General features: G+C 68.2%; 24 protein-coding genes. 14 read left to right on the top strand and 10 right to left on the bottom strand.

Features of this window, described 5'->3' with window-relative positions:
- The first annotated feature begins 33 nt into the window (after positions 1–33).
- Positions 34–570, top strand: a complete 537-nt coding sequence (locus EV651_RS15490) for a DinB family protein (protein ID WP_133785888.1) — start codon at positions 34–36, stop codon at positions 568–570.
- Here EV651_RS15490 and EV651_RS15485 read toward each other — a convergent pair.
- Positions 560–1,048: a carboxymuconolactone decarboxylase family protein gene (locus EV651_RS15485; protein ID WP_133785887.1), complete on the bottom strand. Its 489-nt coding sequence runs from the start codon at positions 1,046–1,048 to the stop codon at positions 560–562. The two genes, EV651_RS15490 and EV651_RS15485, sit on opposite strands and share 11 nt — an antisense overlap.
- A gap of 166 nt (positions 1,049–1,214) precedes the next feature.
- On the opposite strand from EV651_RS15485, the gene EV651_RS15480 reads away from it, so the two are divergent.
- On the top strand, positions 1,215–2,099 hold the full coding sequence (locus tag EV651_RS15480) for an RNA polymerase sigma-70 factor (RefSeq protein WP_133785886.1): 885 nt from the start codon (positions 1,215–1,217) through the stop codon (positions 2,097–2,099).
- 2 nt (positions 2,100–2,101) lie between these two features.
- On the opposite strand, the gene EV651_RS15475 is transcribed toward EV651_RS15480, so the two are convergent.
- Together EV651_RS15475 and EV651_RS15470 are read right to left on the bottom strand one after the other, a co-directional pair.
- Entirely contained in the window at positions 2,102–3,517 is a 1,416-nt protein-coding gene (locus EV651_RS15475) for a serine hydrolase (protein WP_133785885.1), read from the bottom strand.
- Between the two features lie 53 nt (positions 3,518–3,570).
- Positions 3,571–4,533, bottom strand: coding sequence for a 2-hydroxyacid dehydrogenase (locus tag EV651_RS15470; RefSeq protein WP_133785884.1), 963 nt, complete (start codon positions 4,531–4,533; stop codon positions 3,571–3,573).
- Positions 4,534–4,670: 137 nt separating this feature from the next.
- Here EV651_RS15470 and EV651_RS15465 point away from each other — a divergent pair, with 137 nt between their 5' ends.
- A complete protein-coding gene (locus EV651_RS15465) occupies positions 4,671–5,687 on the top strand; it encodes a magnesium and cobalt transport protein CorA (RefSeq protein WP_133785883.1) in 1,017 nt (338 codons plus the stop codon).
- Between the two features lie 27 nt (positions 5,688–5,714).
- Positions 5,715–6,263, top strand: coding sequence for an AAA family ATPase (locus tag EV651_RS15460; protein WP_133785882.1), 549 nt, complete (start codon positions 5,715–5,717; stop codon positions 6,261–6,263).
- On the opposite strand, the gene EV651_RS15455 is transcribed toward EV651_RS15460, so the two are convergent.
- Positions 6,201–7,517, bottom strand: coding sequence for a Gfo/Idh/MocA family protein (locus EV651_RS15455; RefSeq protein WP_133785881.1), 1,317 nt, complete (start codon positions 7,515–7,517; stop codon positions 6,201–6,203). The genes EV651_RS15460 and EV651_RS15455 overlap by 63 nt on opposite strands.
- Before the next feature lie 78 nt (positions 7,518–7,595).
- Between EV651_RS15455 and EV651_RS15450 the strand changes: the two genes are divergently transcribed.
- The gene (locus tag EV651_RS15450; RefSeq protein WP_133785880.1) at positions 7,596–8,555 is read left to right on the top strand and encodes a LacI family DNA-binding transcriptional regulator; all 960 of its coding nucleotides are present in this window, start codon (positions 7,596–7,598) and stop codon (positions 8,553–8,555) included.
- Here EV651_RS15450 and EV651_RS15445 read toward each other — a convergent pair.
- On the bottom strand, positions 8,552–9,040 hold the full coding sequence (locus tag EV651_RS15445) for an Lrp/AsnC family transcriptional regulator (RefSeq protein WP_133785879.1): 489 nt from the start codon (positions 9,038–9,040) through the stop codon (positions 8,552–8,554). The two genes, EV651_RS15450 and EV651_RS15445, sit on opposite strands and share 4 nt — an antisense overlap.
- Before the next feature lie 199 nt (positions 9,041–9,239).
- On the opposite strand from EV651_RS15445, the gene EV651_RS15440 reads away from it, so the two are divergent.
- From EV651_RS15440 to EV651_RS15430, 3 genes are read left to right on the top strand one after another with little or no spacing between them, the layout of a single operon-like run.
- A complete protein-coding gene (locus EV651_RS15440) occupies positions 9,240–10,328 on the top strand; it encodes a thiamine pyrophosphate-dependent enzyme (protein ID WP_133785878.1) in 1,089 nt (362 codons plus the stop codon).
- Positions 10,328–11,314, top strand: a complete 987-nt coding sequence (locus tag EV651_RS15435; RefSeq protein ID WP_133785877.1) for an alpha-ketoacid dehydrogenase subunit beta — start codon at positions 10,328–10,330, stop codon at positions 11,312–11,314. Before EV651_RS15440 ends, EV651_RS15435 begins: the two co-directional genes overlap by 1 nt.
- Entirely contained in the window at positions 11,311–12,762 is a 1,452-nt protein-coding gene (locus EV651_RS15430; RefSeq protein WP_133785876.1) for a dihydrolipoamide acetyltransferase family protein, read from the top strand. The genes EV651_RS15435 and EV651_RS15430 overlap by 4 nt, the downstream gene beginning before the upstream one ends.
- Here the strand turns inward: EV651_RS15430 and EV651_RS15425 are convergent.
- Positions 12,759–13,463 (bottom strand): TetR/AcrR family transcriptional regulator C-terminal domain-containing protein, encoded by a 705-nt coding sequence (locus EV651_RS15425; RefSeq protein WP_133785875.1) that lies wholly within the window; start codon positions 13,461–13,463, stop codon positions 12,759–12,761. The genes EV651_RS15430 and EV651_RS15425 overlap by 4 nt on opposite strands.
- Before the next feature lie 307 nt (positions 13,464–13,770).
- Here EV651_RS15425 and EV651_RS15420 point away from each other — a divergent pair, with 307 nt between their 5' ends.
- Together EV651_RS15420 and EV651_RS15415 are read left to right on the top strand one after the other, a co-directional pair.
- Positions 13,771–14,748 carry a hypothetical protein gene (locus tag EV651_RS15420; RefSeq protein ID WP_133785874.1) on the top strand — a complete coding sequence of 326 codons (978 nt, stop codon included), beginning with the start codon at positions 13,771–13,773 and terminating at the stop codon, positions 14,746–14,748.
- A gap of 46 nt (positions 14,749–14,794) precedes the next feature.
- A complete protein-coding gene (locus tag EV651_RS15415) occupies positions 14,795–15,484 on the top strand; it encodes a class F sortase (RefSeq protein WP_238156905.1) in 690 nt (229 codons plus the stop codon).
- Between the two features lie 12 nt (positions 15,485–15,496).
- Here EV651_RS15415 and EV651_RS15410 read toward each other — a convergent pair whose 3' ends face one another.
- Positions 15,497–16,681 carry an MFS transporter gene (locus EV651_RS15410; protein WP_133785873.1) on the bottom strand — a complete coding sequence of 395 codons (1,185 nt, stop codon included), beginning with the start codon at positions 16,679–16,681 and terminating at the stop codon, positions 15,497–15,499.
- A gap of 118 nt (positions 16,682–16,799) precedes the next feature.
- Here EV651_RS15410 and EV651_RS15405 point away from each other — a divergent pair, with 118 nt between their 5' ends.
- Positions 16,800–17,249 (top strand): MarR family winged helix-turn-helix transcriptional regulator, encoded by a 450-nt coding sequence (locus EV651_RS15405; protein ID WP_133785872.1) that lies wholly within the window; start codon positions 16,800–16,802, stop codon positions 17,247–17,249.
- 1 nt (position 17,250) lies between these two features.
- Entirely contained in the window at positions 17,251–17,439 is a 189-nt protein-coding gene (locus EV651_RS15400; RefSeq protein ID WP_238156904.1) for a DUF3099 domain-containing protein, read from the top strand.
- Here the strand turns inward: EV651_RS15400 and EV651_RS15395 are convergent.
- Both EV651_RS15395 and EV651_RS15390 read right to left on the bottom strand, forming a co-directional pair.
- Positions 17,424–18,356 (bottom strand): cation diffusion facilitator family transporter, encoded by a 933-nt coding sequence (locus EV651_RS15395; RefSeq protein WP_133785871.1) that lies wholly within the window; start codon positions 18,354–18,356, stop codon positions 17,424–17,426. The two genes, EV651_RS15400 and EV651_RS15395, sit on opposite strands and share 16 nt — an antisense overlap.
- Positions 18,349–19,242, bottom strand: a complete 894-nt coding sequence (locus EV651_RS15390; protein WP_133785870.1) for a LysR family transcriptional regulator — start codon at positions 19,240–19,242, stop codon at positions 18,349–18,351. Before EV651_RS15390 ends, EV651_RS15395 begins: the two co-directional genes overlap by 8 nt.
- Positions 19,243–19,313: 71 nt before the next feature.
- Between EV651_RS15390 and EV651_RS15385 the strand changes: the two genes are divergently transcribed.
- Positions 19,314–20,366, top strand: coding sequence for an SDR family oxidoreductase (locus tag EV651_RS15385; protein ID WP_133785869.1), 1,053 nt, complete (start codon positions 19,314–19,316; stop codon positions 20,364–20,366).
- Here EV651_RS15385 and EV651_RS15380 read toward each other — a convergent pair whose 3' ends face one another.
- Positions 20,367–21,263, bottom strand: coding sequence for a hypothetical protein (locus EV651_RS15380; protein WP_133785868.1), 897 nt, complete (start codon positions 21,261–21,263; stop codon positions 20,367–20,369).
- 78 nt (positions 21,264–21,341) lie between these two features.
- On the opposite strand from EV651_RS15380, the gene EV651_RS15375 reads away from it, so the two are divergent.
- A complete protein-coding gene (locus tag EV651_RS15375; protein WP_238156926.1) occupies positions 21,342–21,926 on the top strand; it encodes a helix-turn-helix domain-containing protein in 585 nt (194 codons plus the stop codon).

The following is a 21,926-nucleotide window of genomic DNA, read 5'->3' as shown; positions in this document are numbered from 1 at the left end:
CCGGGGAGCGTCGCGCCGCTACCTTGGGCCGGTATGGGACTCAACGACGTGCTGTACGACCCGATCCGGCACAACAACTGGGCGACCGGGAGCCTGATCAGGTTCTGCCTCGCGCAGAACCTGACCGCCGAGCAGCTCGAGATCACCGGCGTCGGGACGTACGGCGGCATTCTCGCCACCCTCGACCACATCGTCCGCTGCGACGGTAGTTATCTGCGCCGGATCGCGGACCGGCCGCTCGAGTACGTCGACAGCGAACCGGCGACCGACCTGGAGACCCTCGGCACCTGGAACGCCGAGGCCGGCGCCCTCTGGGAGTACTTCCTCACCCAACCGTTCGACGTCGAACGCGTGATCGTCGTCGACGACAACACCCGCGGCACCCGCGCCGGCATCTTCGTCGCCCAGGCCATCAACCACGCCAACCACCACCGCGAGCAGGTCTGCGCGATCCTGACCGGCCTGGGCATCGAGCCCCCGGACATCCAGGCCTGGGAATACGCCTGGGAGACCGAGCGCATCTGGGACCTTCCGGCCCCGGCCGCCGCGGCGGACCAGATCAGCTGCTGATCGCGGCCGCCATCAGGCCGGGTTCGTAGGAGCCGCCGAGCTGGTTGAGGGTGACGGCCATCCGGTTGGTCGCGTTGATCATGGCGATCAGGGTGACCAGTCCGATCAGCTGGTTCTCGTCGTAGTACTTCGCCGCGCGGGCCCAGGTCTCGTCCGAGACGCCCTCGGACGCGTCGGCGAGCCGGGTCGCCTCCTCGGTCATCGCCAGCGCGGCCTGCTCCTCCTCGGTGAACACCGTCGAGTGACGCCAGCCGGCGACCAGGTTCAGCCGAGTCGTGGTCTCACCCTCCGCCGCGGCTTCCTTCGCGTGGATGTCGATGCAGTTTCCGCAGCCGTTGATCTGGCTGGCCCGGAGCATCACCAGGTTCTGGGTCGCCGTCGGCAGGCCGGTCTGCTGCACGAGGGTGTGGACCGCGTACATCCGCTTCGCCAGCTTGCCGCCGAGCTCGTTCTGCATCAGGTCGATACGGGGTTCCATCGTCGTCGTCCTCACTATGGGATCTACTGGACGAACACGAGATGCCGCCGGCGCGACTCGCGTGACGACCCGACGACGTGACGAGCGCCATACCGCCGGAGCTGTCACAGAATCCGGCCGAGCGGCATCTGGTGGGTGACACACGCGCGGACGAGGAGACCAGACCATGACCGGCACGGACCGGGCCACCGAGGCCTTCGTTGCTCATCGCAACCTTCTGTTCACTGTCGCCTACGAGCTCCTCGGCTCGGCCGCGGACGCCGAGGACGTGCTGCAGGAGACCTGGCTGCGCTGGGTCAAGGTGGACCTCGACACGGTGCAGGACCAGCGCGCGTACCTGGTCCGGATCGTCAGCCGGCAGGCCCTGCAACGGCTCCGCACCCTCGGTCGCCGCAAGGAGTCGTACGTCGGCCCGTGGCTTCCCGAACCGCTGCTCACCGCGCCGGACGTCGCCGAGGACGTCGAACTCGCCGACAGCGTCTCGATGGCGATGCTGCTGGTCCTCGAAACCCTCAAGCCGACCGAACGCGCCGTGTTCGTCCTCCGCGAGGTGTTCGGTCTCGACTACGACGAGATCGCCAAGGCCGTCGACAAGACTCCCGAAGCCGTCCGCCAGGTAGCCCACCGAGCTCGCTCCCACGTGGCCGCCCGCCGCCCGCGCGGCGTCGTCTCCGCCACCGAGACCCGCGATGCCCTCGAAGCGTTCCAGCGCGCTGTGAACACCGGCGACCTGCAGGGTCTGGTCGACATTCTCGCCCCCGACGTGGTCTTCCTGGGCGACGGCGGCGGCGTGGTCCAGGCTCTCCCGCGCCCGGTCGTCGGCGCCGAGAAGGTCGCCCGCATCCTCGCGGTGGGCTTGGAACATCTGGCCGAGGGTTCCCTCGAAATCACCCAGATCAACGGGCAACCCGCGTTGATCCTGCGCTTCACCGACGAGGTGGACACGGTCACCGTCCTCCACGTGGAAGACGGCAAGATCGCCGGCTTCTACGCCGTACGGAACCCGGCCAAGCTGGCCTACCTCACGGAAGAGACCTTCCTGACCCGCTGAGGCTAGGAGACGTCGGGCCGGGTCATCAGCGGCGACTGCACATGCAGCACCAGGTTGGGCCCGGTCAGCGGCAGGGTGTTCCAGGTCGCTACCGCAGCCCCCGCTTCTACGACCAGGCGGACCCGGTGCGGGGTGGTGATGACGAACAGCTCGGCGACGAACGTGTCGTCCTGCCAGGCGCCGGTCGCGACAACCGGGCGGCCGAGCGGCGAGCTCTCCCGCCACTCGCCGTGCCCGACCTCGAAGTCGAGCAGCGACCCGAGCCGCAGGCGCCATCCACCGTCCACGGGATCGACGGTCACGGTGGTGCCGTCGGGCAGCGGCGAGTCCGCTGCGGAACCGTCGATCCTCGCCTTGACGGAACATTCCGGCGCGGCCGAACCCGGCACCGGCGCGAACGACAACTGCCGCAGCCGATCGGCGAGCAGTGCCTCGTCCTCGGCGCTTCCCGCCTCATCCAGGGCGGGCAACAGACATTCCCACAACAGGCCGGGCAGCGCGTGTTCCTGCTCGTTGGAGGCGGTCACCACGACCACCAGATCGTGGGCCGGGGCAACCACGCAGTACTGACCGAAGGCTCCGTTGCCGTGGTAGCCGTGTTGCGACATCCAGAACTGGTAGCCGTATCCGTGCAGAAATTCGGGGTTCCGCCTCCAGTTCGGGAGGGGCAGGGTGTCGACGTGCCAGCGGGTCGCCAGCTCCACCCATTCGCGCGGGACGAGCTGGCGGTCGTGCCAGAGGCCGCCGCGGAGCAGCAGTTCACCGAAGGCGGCGACGGCCTCAGTGGTGAGGTGCAGTCCGTGGAATCCGAACGCGGCGCCGCTCGCGACCCGGTCCCATTCGGCGTGGTCGATGCCCATCGGCTGGAAAATGCGTTCGTCGAGCAGTTCCGGGAGACCGCGGCCGGTGACCCGCTCCACCATCCGAGCCAGGATGAACGTGGTCGAGTTGTCGTAGGTGTGCTGGGTTCCCTCCGGCGCGGCGAACGGCGTACGAAGGAAGCCCTTCACCAGATCGCCCGGTTCGAGTCGCCAGGCCTGTTCGAGGCTGTCCTCGGCGTGTCCGGCCGTCATGGACAGCAAGTGGTGAACGGTGATCCGGCGGCCCTGCTCGGAGACGTCATCCGGAACGTGGTCGGGCAACACGTCGACCACCCGATCGTCCAGCGCGAGCAGCCCGTCGGCGATCGCGAGGCCGACAGCGATCGAGGTGAACGACTTGGTCAGCGAGTAGAGCAGGTGCGGGCGTTCCGCCGAGTACGGCGCCCACCAGCCCTCCGCGACGACGTGTCCACGCCGTACGACCATGATCGAGTGACACTCAACGTCCTCCGCCTCGAGCCGATCCAGCAACTCGACAACCGAACGCGCCGAAACCCCCACCGCACCAGGCGCCGACCGCGGCAACAGACCAACCATCCCGAGACCCTAACAACGCCAAGGGACACTACGCCCGTGCTTTTCCGGCTCAGTTATTCGAGTAGGTGGGTGGATTCGGGGACGGGGGTTAGTGGGGTGCCTTTGGTCAGGTAGGTGGTGAGGTTTTGGACTACCAGGTTGGCCATGGCCGTTCGGGTGGGGACGGTGGCGGAGCCTACGTGGGGGAGGAGGACGGCGTTGGGCAGGGTGAGGAGGTCGGGGTGGACCTTGGGTTCGTGTTCGAAGACGTCGAGGCCGGCGGCGTGGATGGTGTTGGTGCGGAGGGCGTCGACGAGGGCCTGTTCGTCGACCACGGTGCCGCGGGCCACGTTGATCACGATGCCGTCGGGGCCTAGAGCTTTGAGTACTTCGGCGTTGACGAGGTGGCGGGTGGTGTCGCCGCCGGGGATGACGATCATCAGTACGTCGACGTCGGCGGCCATCTCGACCAGGGATGGGTGGTACTGGTATTCGACGTCCTTCGGGCGGCGGTTGTGGTAGGCAACGGTGATGCCGAAGGGCTGGACGCGGTCGGCGATCGCCTGGCCGATGCGGCCGAGTCCGAGGATGCCCATGCGACGGCCGTGCATGGTTGCGCGGGTCAACGGATACGGGGTGCCGTCGGCCCACTTGCCGTCGCGGAGGTAGCGCTCGGCCTGCCCCAACTCGCGAACCGTCATCAGCAGCAGACCGAGTGCGGTGTCGGCGACCTCGTCGTCCAGGACGCCGGGAGTGTTGGTGACAATGACGCCGCGCTCGGCGGCAGCGGTCGCGTCGATGCGGTCGTAGCCGACGCCGAAGCTCGCGACCAGGCGGACCGCGGGCAGGCTGTCGAGGTACGGGCCGTCGATCGCCGTACCGCCCGTGGCGACGGCGACGATCTCGTCCCGGCGGGCCGCGAGTACGGCGTCCGGATCGCTCTCCTCCCAGAGCCGGATCAGCTCGCAATGACCGTCCAGCCCGGCGGCGACGGCCTCGTGCATCGGTCCTGGCATCAGTACGACTGGTAGTCCCATGCCTTCATCCTTGTCGACCGTCGGCGGCCGGACAGGCACCCGCCCCGGATTTCTCACGGCCTGGACAGGAACCGAAGTTCACCCCGACCCCCTTGCCCCGGCGGCTGAAAGGACGACGATCAGGGGAGGAGGCCACCATGATCATCGACTGCGCTTACTACCGGGACGGACGCCGCCAGCACGTCGAGGCGATGTCGGTCGCGGACGCCGCCGCGAGTTGCCGGGCCGGCGGGTTCGTCTGGCTGGGCATGTACGAGCCCACCGCCGAGGAACTCACCGAGGTCCGGGAGAGTTTCGGCCTGCACGAGCTGGCCGTCGAGGATGCGCAAACGTTTCACCTCCGACCCAAGGTGGAGCCGTACGAGGGCGACATCCGTCTCGTCATCCTCCGCACCGCCCGGTACGACGACGAGCGCGAGGAGGTGGACTTCGGCGAGGTCAGCATCTTCGTCGGGTCGGCGTTCGTGATCACGGTTCGTCAGGGGGTGGCCAGTGACCTGCACGGTGCGCGGATCCGGCTGGAGCAGCGGCCCGAGCTGCTGGAGGCCGGCACGAGTTCGGTGCTCTGGGCGATCCTCGACCAGGTCGTCGACGGCTACGGCCCGGTCGTCGCGGAACTGGAGCGGGACATCGAGGAGGTCGAGCGGACGGTGTTCGCCGGTTCGGTCGCCCCGACCGAGCGCATCTATTTCCTGCGCCGCGAGGTGACCGATTTCTACCGCGCCGTACACCCGCTGCTAGCAGTGCTAACCACCCTGGAGCGCGGCGCGCGCGACACCGCGCTGCTGCCGTACTTCCGCGACGTGCACGACCACCTCGTCCTGGTGAACGAGGAGGTCGCCGCTCAGCGCGACCTGCTCGCGACGGTCCTGGAGGCGAACATGGCGGTGATCGGCGTCGAGCAAACCAAGGTCAGCGTCCGGCAGAACGCGACGATCGAGCAGCTCACCATCCTTGCCACGGTGTTCCTCCCGCTGACTTTCGTCACCGGCTTCTTCGGCCAGAACTTCGGCTGGCTCGTCGACCACATCGGCGCCGAATGGGACTTCGTCGTCCTCGGCGTCGGCGGACTCCTGGTCCCGTGCATCGCCCTCGCGATCTGGTTCCGCCGCCAACAAGCAGCCAGACGAGCAGCCCGACGAGAAGCCGCCTGAGCCGGAGGCCCTGGTAGACAAGGTCGCGTGGATCCCCGGCTGATCGTCATCAGAGGCAACTCAGGCTCCGGCAAGACCTCGATCGTCGAAGAGATCCGCGCCGCCTGCGGACGCGGCGTGGCGTGGATCGAGCAGGACTACGTACGCCGTACCGTCTTCCAGGAGCTGGCCGAGCCCGACGGCGCGAACATCGGCCTCATCGGCCAGATGGCCCGATATGCACTCGCTCGTGGATTCCATGCTGTGGTTGAGGGAATCCTCCCGACGGTCCGGTACGGCGGGATGCTCGCGGAACTCGCCCGAGACCACGGCGGGCACTTCTACTACCTCGACATCCCGTTCGAGGAGACTGTGCGCCGGCACGCGACCCGCGACAAGGCGACCGCCTTCACCGCCGAGGACATGGCCGACTGGTACCGGCCGAGGGATCTGCTGGAGCAGCCGCGCGAGACGATCATCGACGAGACGAGTTCGCTCGAAGCAACCGTCCAGCAGATCCTTCAGGAAACCGGGCTAGGACGACCAGCCGCCGAGGTTGAGGTCGGCGACGACCACCGGCTGGCCGGTGGCGAGTGACTGGTTGGCCGCGATGCCGACGGCGACGGCGCGGACGCCGTCGTTGACGTCGGCGGCACGACCCAGCGGATCGTTGCCGGGGCCAACAAAGAGGTCGTTGTAGATCAGCTTGTCGCCGCCGCCGTGGCCGCCTTCGCCGCGGGGGATCTCGACCTCGACGGCCGGCGCCCAGTGCTTCTGCAGCACGAGCCGCTCGCCGTTGGTGCGGACGTCGCCGGCGATCACGCGGTCGGACGGGTAGCTCGGGTCGATCTGGTCGTCGACGACCGTGGCCCGTTCGACCACTTCCAGCTCGGCACGGCCGAGCGTGCCGTTGACGGAAACCCGGTACCCCTCCCACGGCGAGTGCGCGTTCAGCGAGTAGCTCAGCCGCGCGCCGCTCGCGTACTCCGCGATCACGGACATGTTGTCCTCGATCGTGATCCCGGGACCGAACACGTCCTGGTCGCGCAGGTACCCGTCGTACTTCTCGCTCTCGTAGTACAGCTGCCGGTTCGTGTCGTCGGTGCGCAGATCGAGCAGCCACGGGTCGTCGGCGGCACCGTCGATCGTGCCGCGCGCCGGACGTTCGCCGAGGCCGCGCGCCGCCGCGTTCTCCGCGCCGTAGAACGCCAGCCCGCCGGACGCGAACACGCGGGTCGGTGTCGAGGCGATCCACCAGTTCACCAGGTCGAAGTGGTGGGACGCCTTGTGGACGAGCAGACCGCCGGAGTTCTTCTTCTCGCGGTGCCAGCGGCGGAAGTAGTCCGCGCCGTGCCGGGTGTCGAGCACCCACTGGAACTCGACGCTGGTGACCTGCCCGATCTCGCCGTCCTGGATCAGCTGCCGCAGCGCGCTGTTCCGCGGCGAGTAGCGGTAGTTGAACGTGACGACCACGGACTTGCCCGACTCGCTCATCGCGTCGACGATCTGCCGGGTACCGTCCGCGTCGATGGTCAGCGGCTTCTCGACGATCACGTCCGCGCCGGCCCGCAGCAGCCGCGACACGACGGCGGCGTGCGTGTAGTCGGGGCTGGTCACCACCACGCGGTCGACGGACTGCTCCTTGACCATCTGCTCCAGGTCGTCGGCGCCGTACTGCGGAAGCTCGGTGCCGCCGAGCCCCACGACGAAGCGCTGGTGGAACGCCAGCCGGCCCGGGTTCGGGTCGAGCAGGGCGACCAGCTCCGCCTCCTCGGGGTGCTCCTGGAGGATCGCGCGGATGTACGACTGCGCTCGCGAACCGGTCCCGGCGACTGCATAGCGTCTGGCCACGGTGGACTCCTTCTACTCGTGTAGACACCGACGCTAGCAATCGCTTTCCAGACCGGTCAACCGTCGTACCATCACTGCATGCCCAAGGATCCGGTCACCCGCAACGACGTGGCGGAGTACGCCGGAGTCAGCACGGCCGTCGTCAGCTATGTCGTGAACGAGGGCCCGCGGAAGGTCGCGCCGGAGACCCGCCAGCGGGTGCTCGACGCGATCCGTGCGCTCGGGTACCGCCCGAACGCGACCGCGCGAGCGTTGCGGATGGGTACGACGCGGACGTTCGGGCTGATCACGCCCGACGGGGGCAACCCGCTGTTCGCGGAGCTCGCGAAGGCGATCGACCGGGAGGCGGCGGCCCGCGGGTACGTCGTACTGCAGACGAGCGCCGACGGCGACCCCGTCACCGAGCGGGCGAAGATCGCCGAGCTGCTCACGCGCCAGGTCAGCGGTCTCGTCCTGGTGGCTCCTACCGCGGATCCGTCGCTGGACGACGTCGAGGTCCCGGTGATCGCGATCAACCGCGTGCTCCCGACGGTCAGCTCGGTGCGGCCGGCGTACCGCGAGGGTGCACGCGCGGGTGTCGACCACCTCATCTCGCACGGTCATCGCGTGATCGGGCTGGTGATCGGAGGCGCGGGTCACCCCGAACGCGAGCTCGGCTGGCGCGACGCGCTGGCGGCCGCCGGTCTGCAGGAGGGCCCGATCGCGCGTACGACGTTCTCTCGTGACGGCGGGTACCGCGCAGCGCAGACCTTGCTGGCGGCGGAGCCGACCGCGATCTTCGCGAGCTCGGATCTGCAGGCGATCGGCGTACTGCGGGCACTCCACGAGGCTGGTGTGCGCGTGCCGGAAGACGTCGCGGTCGTGGCCTTCGACGGAACACCTGAAACGGAGTACACCTGGCCGCCGCTGACCGTCGTACGCCAGCCCGTCGAGTTGGTGGCGCGTGAGGCCGTTCGCCGACTGATCGACGGTGAGGACGCGATGGAGGCACTGACCGTCCCGACGGAACTGATCCTGCGCAGGTCCTGCGGCTGCTAAAGCGTCCCGACGTCCTCGAAGATCAGCGCCGTACGGGTCGCAAGGACCTCGGGGATTGCCTGGAGCTTCTCCAGGACCAGCCGGCGGAGACCTTCGTTGTCGGCGGCGCGGACCAGCAGGATCGCGTCGAAGTCGCCGCCGACGAGGGCCATGTGCTTGATCTCCGGGATCGCCTGCAGTTGTTTGCGGAGGGTCCGCCAGGAGCTCTGCCGAAGACTGAGGGTGACGTACGCCGACGTTGCCAGGCCGAGTCTGAGCGGGTCGACGGTGACCGTGAAACCGGTGATCACGCCGGTGTTCGTGAGCCGCTCGACCCGGGCGTACGCGTTCGCGCGGGAGATGTGCACGTCGTCGGCGAGGGCCCGGATCGACAGCCGCCCGTCCCGTCCGAGCGCCTCGATGATCTGCCGATCGATCTCGTCGAGCGCCGGGGCGACGACAATCTGTCCAGGACCGGCCCGGTGGACGATCACCTCGTCGGACATCCTGGGCTCCAATCCGCGGTCCGGGAACCAAACGTCTCGTGATTCTTCCAGCTATAGATCCACTTGGCCAGGAGGTACGACGATGTGGCTACCGTCCGTCTCCTGCCCTGGAGGGTCTCGTGAGCGAGCGAAGCGAGTTCACCATCAAACACTGTCTACTTCGCGCCTCATCGGCGCCCGGAGCGAAGCGAGGACGTCGATGAGCTCCGTCGAGGAGCAATTGCTCCCCTCCGCGGAACCCGTCTGTCTGATCGATCAGAACGGCGTACCGCACGACCACCCGTCGTACCGGCTCCCCACCAAGGAGGCCCTGCTCGACGGCTACACACAGTTGATCCGGGGCCGCCGGTTCAACGATCAGGCGAGCGCTCTGGTCCGCCAGGGCCGACTTGCCGTCTACCCGTCGTCCTTCGGTCAGGAGGCCTGTCAGCTCGCGGCGACGATGGTGCTGCGCGACGGCGACTGGCTCTTCCCGACGTACCGCGACTCGGTGTCGATCATGAGCCGCGGCGTCGACCCGATCGAGACACTGACGCTGCTCCGCGGCGACTGGCACTCGGGCTACGACCCGTACGAGCACAAGGTCGCGCCGCAGGCGACCCCGCTCGCGACCCAGCTCCCGCACGCGGTCGGTGTCGCGCACGCGGCCCGGCTGAAGGGTGAGGACACGGTCGTGATGGCGCTCGTCGGCGACGGCGGCACCAGTGAGGGCGACTTCCACGAGGCCCTCAACTTCGCGGCGGTCTTCCAGGCGCCGGTCGTGTTCTTCATCCAGAACAACGAGTACGCGATCTCCGTGCCGCTCGCGAGGCAGAGCGCCGCGCCGTCCCTTGCACACAAGGGCATCGGGTACGGCGTCCCGGGCGAACGTGCCGACGGCAACGACCTAGCCGGCCTGCTCGCTGTTCTTGGACAAGCTGTAGAGAAAGCACGTGCAGGTGAAGGTCCGCAGCTGATCGAGGCGCACACCTACCGCGTGCAGGCGCACACCAATGCGGACGACGCGTCCCGGTACCGCCAGGACGACGAGGTCACTCCGTGGCTGGAGCGCGATCCGATCGCACGCCTCACGACGTACCTCGAGCAGCAGGGCTGGCTGGACGACGACATTCGGGCGGCCGCCGAGGCCGGAGCGGTGGAGGTCGCCGCGCGGTTGCGTGACGGGTTGATGCCGGAGCCGGAAGTGGATCCGGCCGATCTGTTCGCCTACGTGTACGCCGGGGAGACGCAGCAGCTGCGGGAGCAGGCCGCGTTCCTCCGCGACGAGCTCGCCCGTGAGGAGGCCTGATGACGCACACGAAGATCTCAATGGCGCAAGCGCTCAACCAGGCCCTGCGGGACGCGATGGCGGCCGACGAGTCGGTGGTGATGTTCGGTGAGGACGTCGGCGCGCTCGGCGGGGTCTTCCGGATCACCGACGGGCTGACCGCGGAGTTCGGCGAGAAGCGGTGCTTCGACACCCCGCTGGCCGAGGCGGGCATCGTCGGCATGGCGGTCGGGATGGCGATGAACGGGATGCGCCCGGTGGTCGAGATGCAGTTCGACGCGTTCGGGTACCCGGCGTTCGAGCAGGTCGTCTCGCACGTCGCCAAGATGCGCAACCGGACCCGCGGCCGCGTGCAGCTGCCGATGGTGATCCGGATCCCGTACGGCGGCGGCATCGGCGGGGTCGAGCACCACAGCGACTCCTCGGAGAGCTACTTCGCGCACACACCCGGGCTGACCGTGGTGACACCGGCAACGGTCGCGGACGCCTACGGATTGTTGCGCAAGGCAATCGAACTTCCGGATCCGGTCGTGTTCATGGAGCCGAAGAAGCTCTACTGGGCCAAGGAAGAGGTCGACCTCACCGAGTCGCAGCCGGGGATCGGCACCGCCGTCGTACGCCGGGAGGGTGCGGACGCGACGTTGATCGCTTACGGCCCGGCTGTTCCGGTCGCGTTGGAGGCGGCCGAGGTCGCCGCCGCCGAGGGGCGTCAGCTGACCGTGGTGGACCTGCGTTCGGTGGTGCCGTTCGACGACGAGACGGTGTGCGCGGCGGTACGGCGTACCGGACGGGCTGTCGTGGTGGCCGAGGCGAGCGGGTTCGCGAGCGTGTCGTCGGAGATCGTTGCCCGGGTCACCGAGAAGTGCTTCCACTCGCTGGCCGCTCCGGTGCGGCGGGTGACCGCGTTCGACATCCCGTTCCCGCCGCCGAAGCTGGAGAAGTACCAGCTCCCGAGCGTCGACCGGATCCTCGACGCGGTCGACGACCTGCAGTGGGAGGACTCGTGAACACGTTCCATCTCCCCGACCTCGGTGAAGGGCTGACCGAGGCGGAGATCGTCCGGTGGCTGGTGAAGGTCGGCGATGTGGTGACCGTCGACACTCCCATCGCGGAGGTCGAGACCGCGAAGTCGATCGTCGAGCTGCCGTGTCCGTATGCCGGGGTGATCGAGGAGCTTCACGGCGAGCCCGGTACGACGGTCCCGGTCGGGAAGCCGCTGATCACGGTGGGGGATCCGGACGGGGCGGCGTACCGCGCGGAGGAGCGGGCCGGGTCGGGCAATGTCCTGGTCGGGTATGGGACTTCCGAGTCTTCCGGGGCCGGGCGCCGGCGTCGACCTCGGGTTTCCGGAACAAATGTTGCGCCTACTGCGGAAAAAGTTCCGGAAAGGCGGGTTCCCCTGGTGATTTCCCCCTTGGTACGACGGTTGGCGCGGGACGCCGAGGTGGATCTGCGTACGCTGACGGGCTCAGGCCCCGACGGGTTGATCGTCCGCCGCGACGTCGAGCTGGCGATAGCGCACCGCCTGCAAACGGAGACCGAGCCCGCCCTACCCCAGCCTGCGGTAGTGCAGCCGCCTGCTGCCGCGTCCCCCGTAGCGCAGCCCGCCCAACCCCAGCCCGTTGCGGCGCAGCCGCCTGCTGCCGCGTCCCCCATAGCGGAGCCCGCCCAACCCCAGCCCGCCCCACCCCAGCCCGTTGCGGCGCCCGCCGCCCTCTCCCAGCCTGGTGTAGCGCAGTCGGGTGATGCGCGGACCGGGTTGGCTGAGTTGCGGCGTACTCCGATGAGTGGGTTCCGCAAGGCAGTGATCGCGACGTTGAGCCGGAGCCGGGCGGAGATCCCCGAGGCGACCACCTGGGTCGACGTCGACGCGACCGCCCTGGTCGAGCTGCGCGAATCGTTGCGATCGGCAACGGATTCCGGCCCGGGGCTGCTCGCGCTGATGGCGCGCTTCGTGGTCGCCGGACTGCTCAAGTATCCGGAGCTCAACGGGTACGTCGACACCGAGCGCGAGGAACTCGTCCAGTACGACGGCGTGAACCTCGGCCTCGCGGCGCAGACGGATCGCGGCCTCATGGTCCCGGCCGTCGCGGGCGCTCACGCACTGACGACGCGCGGTCTGGACGCCGAGATCCGCCGCCTGACCGCGTCGGCGCGCGACGGCCGGCTGACTCAGCAGGAGCTGACCTGCGGGACGTTCACGCTGAACAACTACGGCAGCTTCGGGGTCGACGGCAGTGCGGCGATCATCAACCACCCGCAGGTCGCGATCCTCGGCGTCGGCCGGATCATCGACCGTCCATGGGTGGTCGACGGTGAGCTCGCCATTCGCAAGCTCACCCAGCTGTCGCTGGTGTTCGATCACCGCGTCTGCGACGGAGGCACGGCAGCAGCGTTCCTCCGCTTCGTCGCCGACGCCTTCGAAAACCCCACGTCCGCCTTCGCCGACCTCTAGGAGATCTGGCGGGGTCGGAGGCCGATCAGGATTACCCGTAGCCCGGAGGCGAAGCGTGCCTCCGGGCCGGCGGTGCTCTCGCGGTTGAGGTACGCGGCGAGGTGTGCGGCATCGACCCCCATCCGGTCCGCCGACTTGGCCGCCCAGCGCAGTTCGTTCAGCCCACTTCGCCGTACCACTGCCAGCCAGGCCGAATCGGTCACCGCCGACCCGATCAGGTAATGGAAGATCGCCGACACCGCCGAATCCAGGTGGGTGCCCCTGAAGCCGGCCTCGTCGAGGATGGACTGCACGCGTTCGGTCAGGGCCTGGTAGTTCGGCCCGAGACCGGCGTGCGTCGGGAGCAACTGCGCGGCCCACGGGTGTTCCCACAGGGTCCGGTACGCCGCCTGCACGACAGCAGTCACCTGCTCGCGCCAGTCACCCTCCGCCGGGATCAGTGCATCGCCGAGCACCGTGTCGACGACGAGCTCGAGCAGGTCGTTCTTGGTCGCGATCCGCCAGTACAGCGCGGACGTCGCGGCGGTCCCCAACTCGGTCGCCATCACCCGCATCGAGAACGTGTCCAGACCTTCGCGGTCCAGCACCTTGATCGCGGTCAGGACGATGTCCTCCCGGCTCAGCCGCGCCCGCGTCGGAGGTGGATCCTCGCGCAGCCACACCGATCCCAGGGCGGTCTTCCGATCCGCTTCGCGCGCCATCCGCCGGAGCATAGCGAATACGGTGTTTCAGATCCTAAAACGGTGTTTTAGTAGCGATCGGCAACTACTCCTCGTCCGTATCGGCCACGGTGCGTCGCGAAACGTAAGGAACACGGCGAGTCGTGGCCATGAGACTTGCGTGCGGTGATGCGAGTCACCACAATCGCGAAGGTCGAGTTCTGTCGGGGGACCGGTTCGACCGGAGCGAGAACGACGAACGGACCGCCTGGTTGGGCCCTGGGGACGACGCTCGGGGTTACCGGCGCGCTGCCGGTCGCGAGAGACCGGCTTCAACCTAGGGGAGACTGTGAAAGACACATCGGTAGGCGCCAACGGCCGCCTCAAGAACTCACGCGTGGTCGCATTGCTCGGCGGTGCCGGCGCAGTAGCGCTCGCCCTGGGTGGCGTAACCCTCGCCCTGGCCCCCTCGGCCTCGGCGGACGGCACCGTCATCGACGGTAACAAGACCTGCGAAGACGTCCTGCCCGGTTCGACGGAGATCAAGTTCGACAACCCGAAGTCAGGCGTCACGATCAAGGACGGTGTGACCCTGACGGTCCACCCGCTCTTGGTCGACGACCCGGACCACGAGGGTGACCAGACCGGCAACACGGTTGTCAACTTCACCGCTGCCGGCACCAAGGTCCTGGTCGCCATCGTCAAGGGTGGTGACTTCGGGAACGTCTACGACTATCGCCCGGGCGGCGCGGTCGCCGGCGTCAATCTGCACCCGCCGGTGAACCTGAAGAACAAGCACCACGATTTCTACGGGCTGAGCCACGTCAACTTCTGCGTCGGTGAGGGCACCACGCCATCGACGACACCTTCCGAGACGCCTTCGACGACGCCGTCTGAGACGCCTTCGACGACGCCGTCTGAGACGCCTTCGGAGACGCCGTCCACGACGCCGTCCGAGACGCCTTCGGAGACGCCCTCGACGACACCGTCTGAGACGCCTTCGGAGACCCCGTCCACGACGCCGTCCGAGACTCCCTCCGAGTCTCCGTCGACGACGCCGTCCGAGAGTCCGACTGTGACTGTGACGGCGACGCCGTCGGAGTCGCCGACTGTCAGCCCGACCAGCACCACCACCAGCACGACGAGCAGCGCCCCGGTCGGGGTTCCGACCGATGTCGACGCTGGTCTGTCCGGTGGGATCAAGAACGCGTCCGCAACCACCAGCAGCCAGAGCATCTGGGGTATCGCGTTGCTGACCCTCGGGGGTCTGCTCGTGTTCGCCGGTGTTCTGAAGGCTCGCCAGCGTCGCGGGCAGCACTCTGCCTGAGGTATCCGGCAAGCGCCGCCGCCAGGGTCGTGCCAGGTCGTCGTGGTTGACGATCTCGGCCCTGGCGGTCGGCGTCGTACTCCTCCTGGTCGGCGGTTACGTCCAGCTCAGGATGAACAACTCTGACGAGGGCCGGCAGCAAACCACTGCCGGCCCGACGCAGCGGCCCGGCACGACATCCGTCGTACCGGGCCGGACGTCGTCCGGCACCACCTCGCACCAGGCGACAGAGCCGACCACGCAACCGACCACGCCGCAGGACACACCTCCGGCGGAGGTCCTGAGCACGGCCCCGGCCCGGCCTGGGGACCCGATCTCGCTGTCGGTGCCCAGCCTCGGAGTGTCCGCGCGCGTGCTCTCGATCCGCGCCCGTGGTGGTTCGCTCATCCCGCCGTCGAACCCACGGCTGGTCGGCTGGTGGTCCGACGGCGCCCGGCCGGGGGCGACCACAGGTTCCGCGGTCATCACCGGTCACACTGTGCACACCGGTGGCGGAGCGTTCGACGATCTGGACCGGCTGGGCGCGGGAGACAAGGTCTCCGTGACGACTCGGCACGGGACGATCAAGTACGTCGTAACGTCGGTGGCCATCTATCGCAAGAAGACCCTGGCCAAGCGGGCCCAGCAGCTCTTCAGCCAGGGTGTCCCCGGGCGACTCGTACTCGTCACCTGCGAGGACTGGGACGGCACGGGCTACCTCAGCAACGCCGTAGTGATCGCAGTCCCCACAACGTAGCGCGGGACGACGTCAGTGGCTTCCTTCGAGTACTAGGGCGGGGGCCTGGTTGGGGTGGCGGCGGTCCAGTAGGCCGGAGGTTAGGGCGACGAGGAGACCGGCAACAGCTAGTGCAGCGCCGACCCAGTTGGGGGCGGTGTAGCCGAGGCCGTGCTCGACGGTGAGTCCACCGAGGTACGCGCCGGCAGCGTTGCCCAGGTTGAACGCGGCGATGTTGGCCGCGGACGCCAGCGCCGGAGCGCCCTTTGCCTTGTCCATGACCCGCTTCTGCAGCGGAGCGACCGTGGCGAACCCAGCAGCACCGAAGAGCGCGATCGTCACGGCAGAGCCGACCTTGGCGTGCGCCGTGAACACGAAGACGACCAGTACGGCGGCCAGTAGCGCGAGGATCACGTACAGACTCGGCATCAGCGAACGGTCCGCTGCTCTACCGCCCAGCAGGTTCCCCACTACGAGCCCACCGCCGAACAGCACCAGCAGCCACGTCACGGCACCAGCGGAGAAGCCCGCGACCTCGGTCATCATCGGTGCGATGTAGGTGAACGACGCGAACACTCCAGCGAAGCCCAGTGCCGTCATCGCCAACGCCAGCCACACCTGCAGGCTCTTGAACACCGCCAGCTCGCTCCGCAGCCCGGGACCTTCCGTAGTGTCCTGCCGCGGCACCAGGAACACGATGCCGAGCAGCCCGATCACGCCAAGCGCAGTCACCGCCCAGAACGTCGACCGCCAGCCGAACTGCTGACCGAGCGCGGTCCCGCCCGGTACGCCGAGCACGTTGGCGACCGTCAGCCCGGTGAACATCAATGCGATCGCACTCGCCTGCTTCGCCTTCGGGACCAGCGATGCCGCGACCACGGACCCGACGCCGAAGAAGGCGCCGTGGGACAGCGCCGCCACGATCCGTCCGGTCATCAGAACGCCGTACGACGGAGCGACCGCGGAGATCAGGTTGCCGGCGATGAAGACGCCCATCAGCGCGATCAGCACTGTCTTGCGGGAGACCTTGGAGCCGATCGCGGTGAGCAGCGGGGCACCGACCACGACGCCCAGCGCGTACGCGGAGATGAGCAGTCCCGCGGACGGGATGCTGACGCCGAAGTCGGTGGCGACCTCGGGCAGCAGCCCCATGATGACGAACTCGGTGGTGCCGATCCCGAACGCACCGATCGCGAGTGCGAGCAGAGCCGCTGGCATGACGCTCCTTCGAATGTAAGCTGAAGACTATTACCGGCGTGCGCGATAGTTGCACACGCGGGCTATTGCACAAGCGCCATGATTGCGCATGCAAGCGTGATGTTCAAGTGGAGGTGTCGTGGGACTACCGGATGACGCCGCGGAGGCACGGGCGCAGGGGTGGCGAACCCTGGCGGCGCTGCACGCCCGGATCGAGGACGAACTGGAGCGAGCGCTGCAGAAGCAGCACGGGCTGTCGGTGAGTGAGTACAGCGTCCTTGACGTGCTGGCCCGGCAGGACGACTACCACCTGCGGATGAACCAGCTGTCGAACGCGGTGGTGCTCAGCCAGTCCGCCACGACCCGACTGGTGAACCGGCTGGAGGACCGCAAGCTGCTGCAGCGGTACCTGTGCCCGACGGACCGGCGGGGCATCTACACAGAGGTCACCGAGGCCGGCCGCGACTTGCTCGACCAGGCCCAGCCGACCCACGACGCCGTACTGACGTCTGCGTTGGAGCGTGCCGCCGAGCTACCTGAGCTGTCCCCGCTGGTCACCGCGCTGGGGAAGCTCCCGCTGACGGTGTGACGTGGCCCGCAGGTACGACAATCGCAAGCTCTACTACTGGCTGATGGGCAGCTGCCTGGCCCTCATCGGCCTGGCGTGGTTCGTCGTGCGCCTGTTCTCGATCCCGGCCGCCGTCGGGATGAGCGCGGTCGCCGCCGTACTCCCTCCGATCGCGGTCATCGTCGCAAACTGGGGTCACGACAAACGCTGACGCACGTCCGCCGGGGTCGGGTCGAGATAGAGGTGCCGCACCATCGGGAACGCCTCGCGCACCTTCTTGTCGATCCGTTCGGCAAGCTGCTCGACAGCGGCGCCGGTGGTCTCGGAATCATCCAGGTCGACCGTCGCGACCACCAGGACCTGCTCCGGTGCGAGCCGCAGGCTGAGCAGGTCGGGCACCTCGTCGATCCCCGGCTCGCCGGCGATGATCGCGCGGATCTCGCGCTGTACGTCGGGCGGTAGGGCGCGCCCGATCAGCATCGCCTTGTTGTCGCGGCCGAGGACGACTGCGACGACGATCAGCAGCAGGCCGATCGCGATCGACGCGGCGCCGTCCCAGAGGTGCTCGCCGGTGACGACCGCCATGGTCACCCCGATCGCGGCGATCAGCAGGCCGATCAGGGCGGCGGAGTCCTCGAGCGCCACGGTCTTGACGGCAGGCTCGGCGCCGCGGAACTGCTCCAGGAGCGGTATGCCGGCCTCCCGGGCCTCGCGCCGGAGCTGGACCATCGCGCGCAGCCAGGAGGCGCCTTCGAACAGGAACGAGACTCCGAGCACCGAGTAGATCACGGCGAGGGCTGCGATCGGCTCGGGGGACAGGATCGAGCGCAGCCCCTCCGTGATCGAGAAACCGGCGCCGAGTACGAGGATGCCGACCGCGGCGAGCAGCGACCAGAAGTACCGCTCCATCCCGTAGCCGAAGGGATGCCGCGTATCGGCGGGCTTGCGGCTGCGATGCAGCGCGGTCAGCAGGAACGCCTGATTCAGCGTGTCGGCGACGGAGTGCGCCGCCTCGGCCAGCAGCGCGGTCGAGCCGGAGAGCAGACCGGCGACGGCCTTCGCGATCGCGATCGCGAGATTCGCCGTACCGGCCAGGAGGACTGTCGCGTCCGACTCTTCGTCAGGCATCACCCTCGCGTGCCCGGATGCCGGCGGATCGAAACAGTACGTCGATGAAGGCGGCGGCCAGCGGATCCGGTTCGCCGCGCGTGTACGCCGTGAGTGTCCGCCGTACTGCCGGCTCCGGGTGCAGGATGTGGCCGTCGAAGTCCTTCGGCAGGATGTTGTCGGGGACCAAGGCGGGGCCGAGACCTGCCGCGGCCAGCGCGGGCGCGGCGGCAGTCTGTTCGGTCCGTACGGCGATGCGCGGCTCGAATCCTGCTTGTGCACAGGCGTTGTCGAGGACGTCGGCGAGGCCGTGACCTGGTGCGTAGTGGACCCAGGAGCGGTCCGCCAGATCCTGCAGTTTGACGGTGTCTCCGGTCGCGGCGGGATCGTCGGCGGCGACCACGACGACGAGTTCCTCGGTGCCCAGCACACGCGTGACGCCGGGCCAGTGCGGCGGCTCGGGCCCGACCGCGAGGTCTGCTTCGCCGGCGTTCATCGCGTCGACGAGCTCGTCGGTATGCCGGTGCTCGAAGAGACGGATGCCGACGTTCGGGCGGGTCCGTCGCCATTCGCGGAGCGCGGCAGGCAGTACGCCCAAGGTGATCGAGTAGAGCGTCGCGATCTGCAACTCGCCGACCTCGAGTCCGGCGGCTTGCCGGGCGGCGCAGCGAGCCCGTTCCGCGTCGGCCAGGGCGGCGCGCGCGTGCGGAACCATCGCGCGGCCCGTTGGCGTAAGGCGGACGGCGCGGGGGAGCCGCTCGAGCAGCGGTCCGCCGGCCGAACGCTCGAGGGTACGGATCTGGTGGGAGAGCGCGGGCTGGGTGACATGCAGGAGCTCGGCGGCCTTCGTGAACGAGCCCTGGTCGACCACGGTGACGAGGTACTCGAGCTGCCTGAGCGTTGCCATGTCCTCAGTTTATGGCTTCGGTGAAAACTATGCCTTGGTTTTATCTCTGCAGGTCAGGAAGGCTGTTGGGCATGGAGAACGTTGCGTTGGTGGTTGGTTCCCGAGGCGTCATCGGGACGAATCTGGTCGAGCATCTGGCGTCGCTGCCCGACTGGCGGGTGATCGGGCTGTCACGTCGCGGCGGTCCCGACGTACCCGGGCGGGTGCGGCAGGTCGCCGTCGATCTGCTGGATCCGGACGACACCCGGGACAAACTGTCCGGGCTGACCGACGTGACGCACGTCTTCTACGTCGCGTACCAGGACCAGCCGACCTGGGCCGAGCTGGTCGCGCCGAACCTCGCGATGCTGGTCAATGTCGTCGACGCGATCGAGCCGGTCGCCCGCGGACTGCGGCACGTCAGCCTGATGCAGGGCTACAAGGTGTACGGCGCGCATCTCGGCCCGTTCAAGACGCCCGCCCGGGAGGACGATCCGCCGCACCTGCCGCCGGAGTTCAACGTCGATCAGCAGCGCTTCCTGGAGGAACGTCAGCACGGCAAGGCATGGACGTGGTCCGCGCTGCGCCCGTCCGTGGTGGGCGGGTCCGCGCTCGGCAACCCGATGAACCTCGCGGTCGCGATCGCCGTGTACGCGTCGATGTCGAAGGAACTCGGCGTACCGCTGCGCTTCCCCGGCAAGCCCGGTGCGTACCACTCGTTGCTCGAACTGACCGATGCCGGATTGTTGGCGAAGGCAACGGTCTGGGCGGCGACCGCGCCGGCAGCGGCGAATGAGGCGTTCAACATCACGAACGGCGACCTGTTCCGCTGGAGCGAGTTGTGGCCCAAGCTCGGCGCGTGGTTCGGGCTGGAGGTCGCGCCGCCGCTGCAGCTGTCACTGCAGGACGCGATGGCGGACAAGGAGCCGGTCTGGAAGCAGCTACAGGTGGCGCACGGCCTGACCTCGACGTCGTTCGCCGAGGTGTCGTCCTGGCCGTTCGCCGACTTCGTGTTCGGGTGGGACTACGACTTCTTCGCCGACGCCTCGAAGTCACGCCGGGCCGGCTTCCACGAGTACGTCGACACCGAGCAGATGTTCTACGGAATCTTCGCCGACCTCCGCAGGCGTCGCATCATCCCGTGATCACTCGCCGCGCAGATAGGTGCCGTGGGTGCGGAGGAAGTAGATCGGGTCCGTGTAGGTGCCGGGGAGCTTGCCCAGCAGTTTGATGACCGTCGACGGGCCGTTCGCGTGGCTCATGGCGTACAGGTAGGCAGCGCCCGTGTCCTTGTCGATCGCTGTCAGGAGCGTGCTCACCTGCCCGCATCGCTGGGCGATCAGGTAGTCGAACGCCTGCCAGGTCCCCGACCGGACCTGCTTGACGACCGGCGTCATCGTCCTGGTCAGTGGCAGCCGGATCGTGTACAGCGCGCCTCCGCGGGTCGTGGCCAGGAACGTGTCGTACGTCGTGGACTGGCCGAGCAACGCCCACGTCTTGACGGCGCTGAAGCCACCGGTCTGCCCGGTCGGGGTCCACCCGAACGAGTTGATGACCCAGCGGCGCACCGTCCCGATGCTGAGTCCGTAGAACTGGTTCCGCGCCGTACGACGGTCATCGTCGACGGAGAGCCCGATGGCCGAGTACCCGCCCCAGCCGGCGCTGATCTGAGTGAACGTCGGGTCCGCCGGCTCGGCGGTGTTGGAGTTGTACGACGCCTGTCCGATGACACCTGTGTTCTTGACCACGATGCCGGACTCCAGCGACGGCAGGTTGCTGCTCCAGTTCCAGATCGTGCTCAATCGGGCCTCGCCGGGGCCGAGCACCTTGACCTGTCGCTGGATCGCTGAGACGGACACGGGCTGGGTGGCGGTTACGGTGCGGTACTGAACGACCCCTTGGCTGGTCACGGAACCGAGGTCCATCGTGCAGGCGGTCGTTGTCGGCGTGGCTGTCGCGGAGCTCGAGGCAATCAGCAGGGAAAAGGGCAATGCGAGCGCCGGCAGGCCTCGCAGAAGCTTCGGGTAGATCATCGTCACCATTCCTCTCACCGAGGGTTGATGCGCGCAACGGATCCGAAGTTACCGCGCTGATGTGGCATGCTCCGGGCTGTGACGGCGATGGGTGCGGGAAAACTTCTCGGGACGAACCTGCGGGCGCGGCGGGACGAACAGGGCATCTCGCTGTCCGAGCTCGCCCGGCGGTCCGGGATCGCGAAAGGCACGCTGTCGCAGCTCGAGTCCGGCGCGGGCAACCCGACGATCGAGACAGTGTTCAGTTTGTCGAACGCTCTCGGCGTACCGGTATCGGCGCTGCTGGCCGATACGCCGGCGTCCGACGTGGTGCTCGTGCGGTCTGCGGACGTCGACGTACTGTCCGGTGACGCGATCGACCTGCGGATGCTGCGGCGGCTGGAGCACCCGGGCGGGCTGTTCGAGATCTACAACCAGGAGATCCGGCCGGACGCGGTCCAGCAGTCCGACGGTCATCCCGGGACCGAACACCACATCGTCTTGTCCGGATGCCTGCGGATCAACGCTCACGGGCAGATCGAGGAACTCGGGCCGGGCGATTACCTGGCGTTCCGGGCGGCCGGGCCGCACTCGTACGAGGCTGTGGACGGGCCGGTGCGGTCGGTGCTGCTGCTCGAGTATCCGCCGGACGTGTATCCGACAGCGGCCGGTGGGCCGCATCTGCAGGGATAG

It is taken from the genome of Kribbella sp. VKM Ac-2571, assembly GCF_004362255.1.
Classification (GTDB): domain Bacteria; phylum Actinomycetota; class Actinomycetes; order Propionibacteriales; family Kribbellaceae; genus Kribbella; species Kribbella pratensis.
This window is presented reverse-complemented; position numbering and strand designations above follow the sequence as displayed.

What these genes read in the sequence shown, in the direction of transcription:
- EV651_RS15480 (WP_133785886.1), top strand. Translation starts at nt 1,215, where the DNA reads ATGACCGGCACGGACCGGGCCACCGAGGCCTTCGTTGCTCATCGCAAC.
- EV651_RS15445 (WP_133785879.1), bottom strand. Translation starts at nt 9,040, where the DNA reads ATGTCCGACGAGGTGATCGTCCACCGGGCCGGTCCTGGACAGATTGTC.
- EV651_RS15395 (WP_133785871.1), bottom strand. Translation starts at nt 18,356, where the DNA reads ATGCCTGACGAAGAGTCGGACGCGACAGTCCTCCTGGCCGGTACGGCG.
- EV651_RS15375 (WP_238156926.1), top strand. Translation starts at nt 21,342, where the DNA reads ATGGGTGCGGGAAAACTTCTCGGGACGAACCTGCGGGCGCGGCGGGAC.
- EV651_RS15490 (WP_133785888.1), top strand. Translation starts at nt 34, where the DNA reads ATGGGACTCAACGACGTGCTGTACGACCCGATCCGGCACAACAACTGG.
- EV651_RS15440 (WP_133785878.1), top strand. Translation starts at nt 9,240, where the DNA reads ATGAGCTCCGTCGAGGAGCAATTGCTCCCCTCCGCGGAACCCGTCTGT.
- EV651_RS15450 (WP_133785880.1), top strand. Translation starts at nt 7,596, where the DNA reads ATGCCCAAGGATCCGGTCACCCGCAACGACGTGGCGGAGTACGCCGGA.
- EV651_RS15385 (WP_133785869.1), top strand. Translation starts at nt 19,314, where the DNA reads ATGGAGAACGTTGCGTTGGTGGTTGGTTCCCGAGGCGTCATCGGGACG.
- EV651_RS15435 (WP_133785877.1), top strand. Translation starts at nt 10,328, where the DNA reads ATGACGCACACGAAGATCTCAATGGCGCAAGCGCTCAACCAGGCCCTG.
- EV651_RS15475 (WP_133785885.1), bottom strand. Translation starts at nt 3,517, where the DNA reads ATGGTTGGTCTGTTGCCGCGGTCGGCGCCTGGTGCGGTGGGGGTTTCG.
- EV651_RS15470 (WP_133785884.1), bottom strand. Translation starts at nt 4,533, where the DNA reads ATGGGACTACCAGTCGTACTGATGCCAGGACCGATGCACGAGGCCGTC.
- EV651_RS15485 (WP_133785887.1), bottom strand. Translation starts at nt 1,048, where the DNA reads ATGGAACCCCGTATCGACCTGATGCAGAACGAGCTCGGCGGCAAGCTG.
- EV651_RS15425 (WP_133785875.1), bottom strand. Translation starts at nt 13,463, where the DNA reads ATGGCGCGCGAAGCGGATCGGAAGACCGCCCTGGGATCGGTGTGGCTG.
- EV651_RS15410 (WP_133785873.1), bottom strand. Translation starts at nt 16,681, where the DNA reads ATGCCAGCGGCTCTGCTCGCACTCGCGATCGGTGCGTTCGGGATCGGC.
- EV651_RS15380 (WP_133785868.1), bottom strand. Translation starts at nt 21,263, where the DNA reads ATGGTGACGATGATCTACCCGAAGCTTCTGCGAGGCCTGCCGGCGCTC.
- EV651_RS15465 (WP_133785883.1), top strand. Translation starts at nt 4,671, where the DNA reads ATGATCATCGACTGCGCTTACTACCGGGACGGACGCCGCCAGCACGTC.
- EV651_RS15390 (WP_133785870.1), bottom strand. Translation starts at nt 19,242, where the DNA reads ATGGCAACGCTCAGGCAGCTCGAGTACCTCGTCACCGTGGTCGACCAG.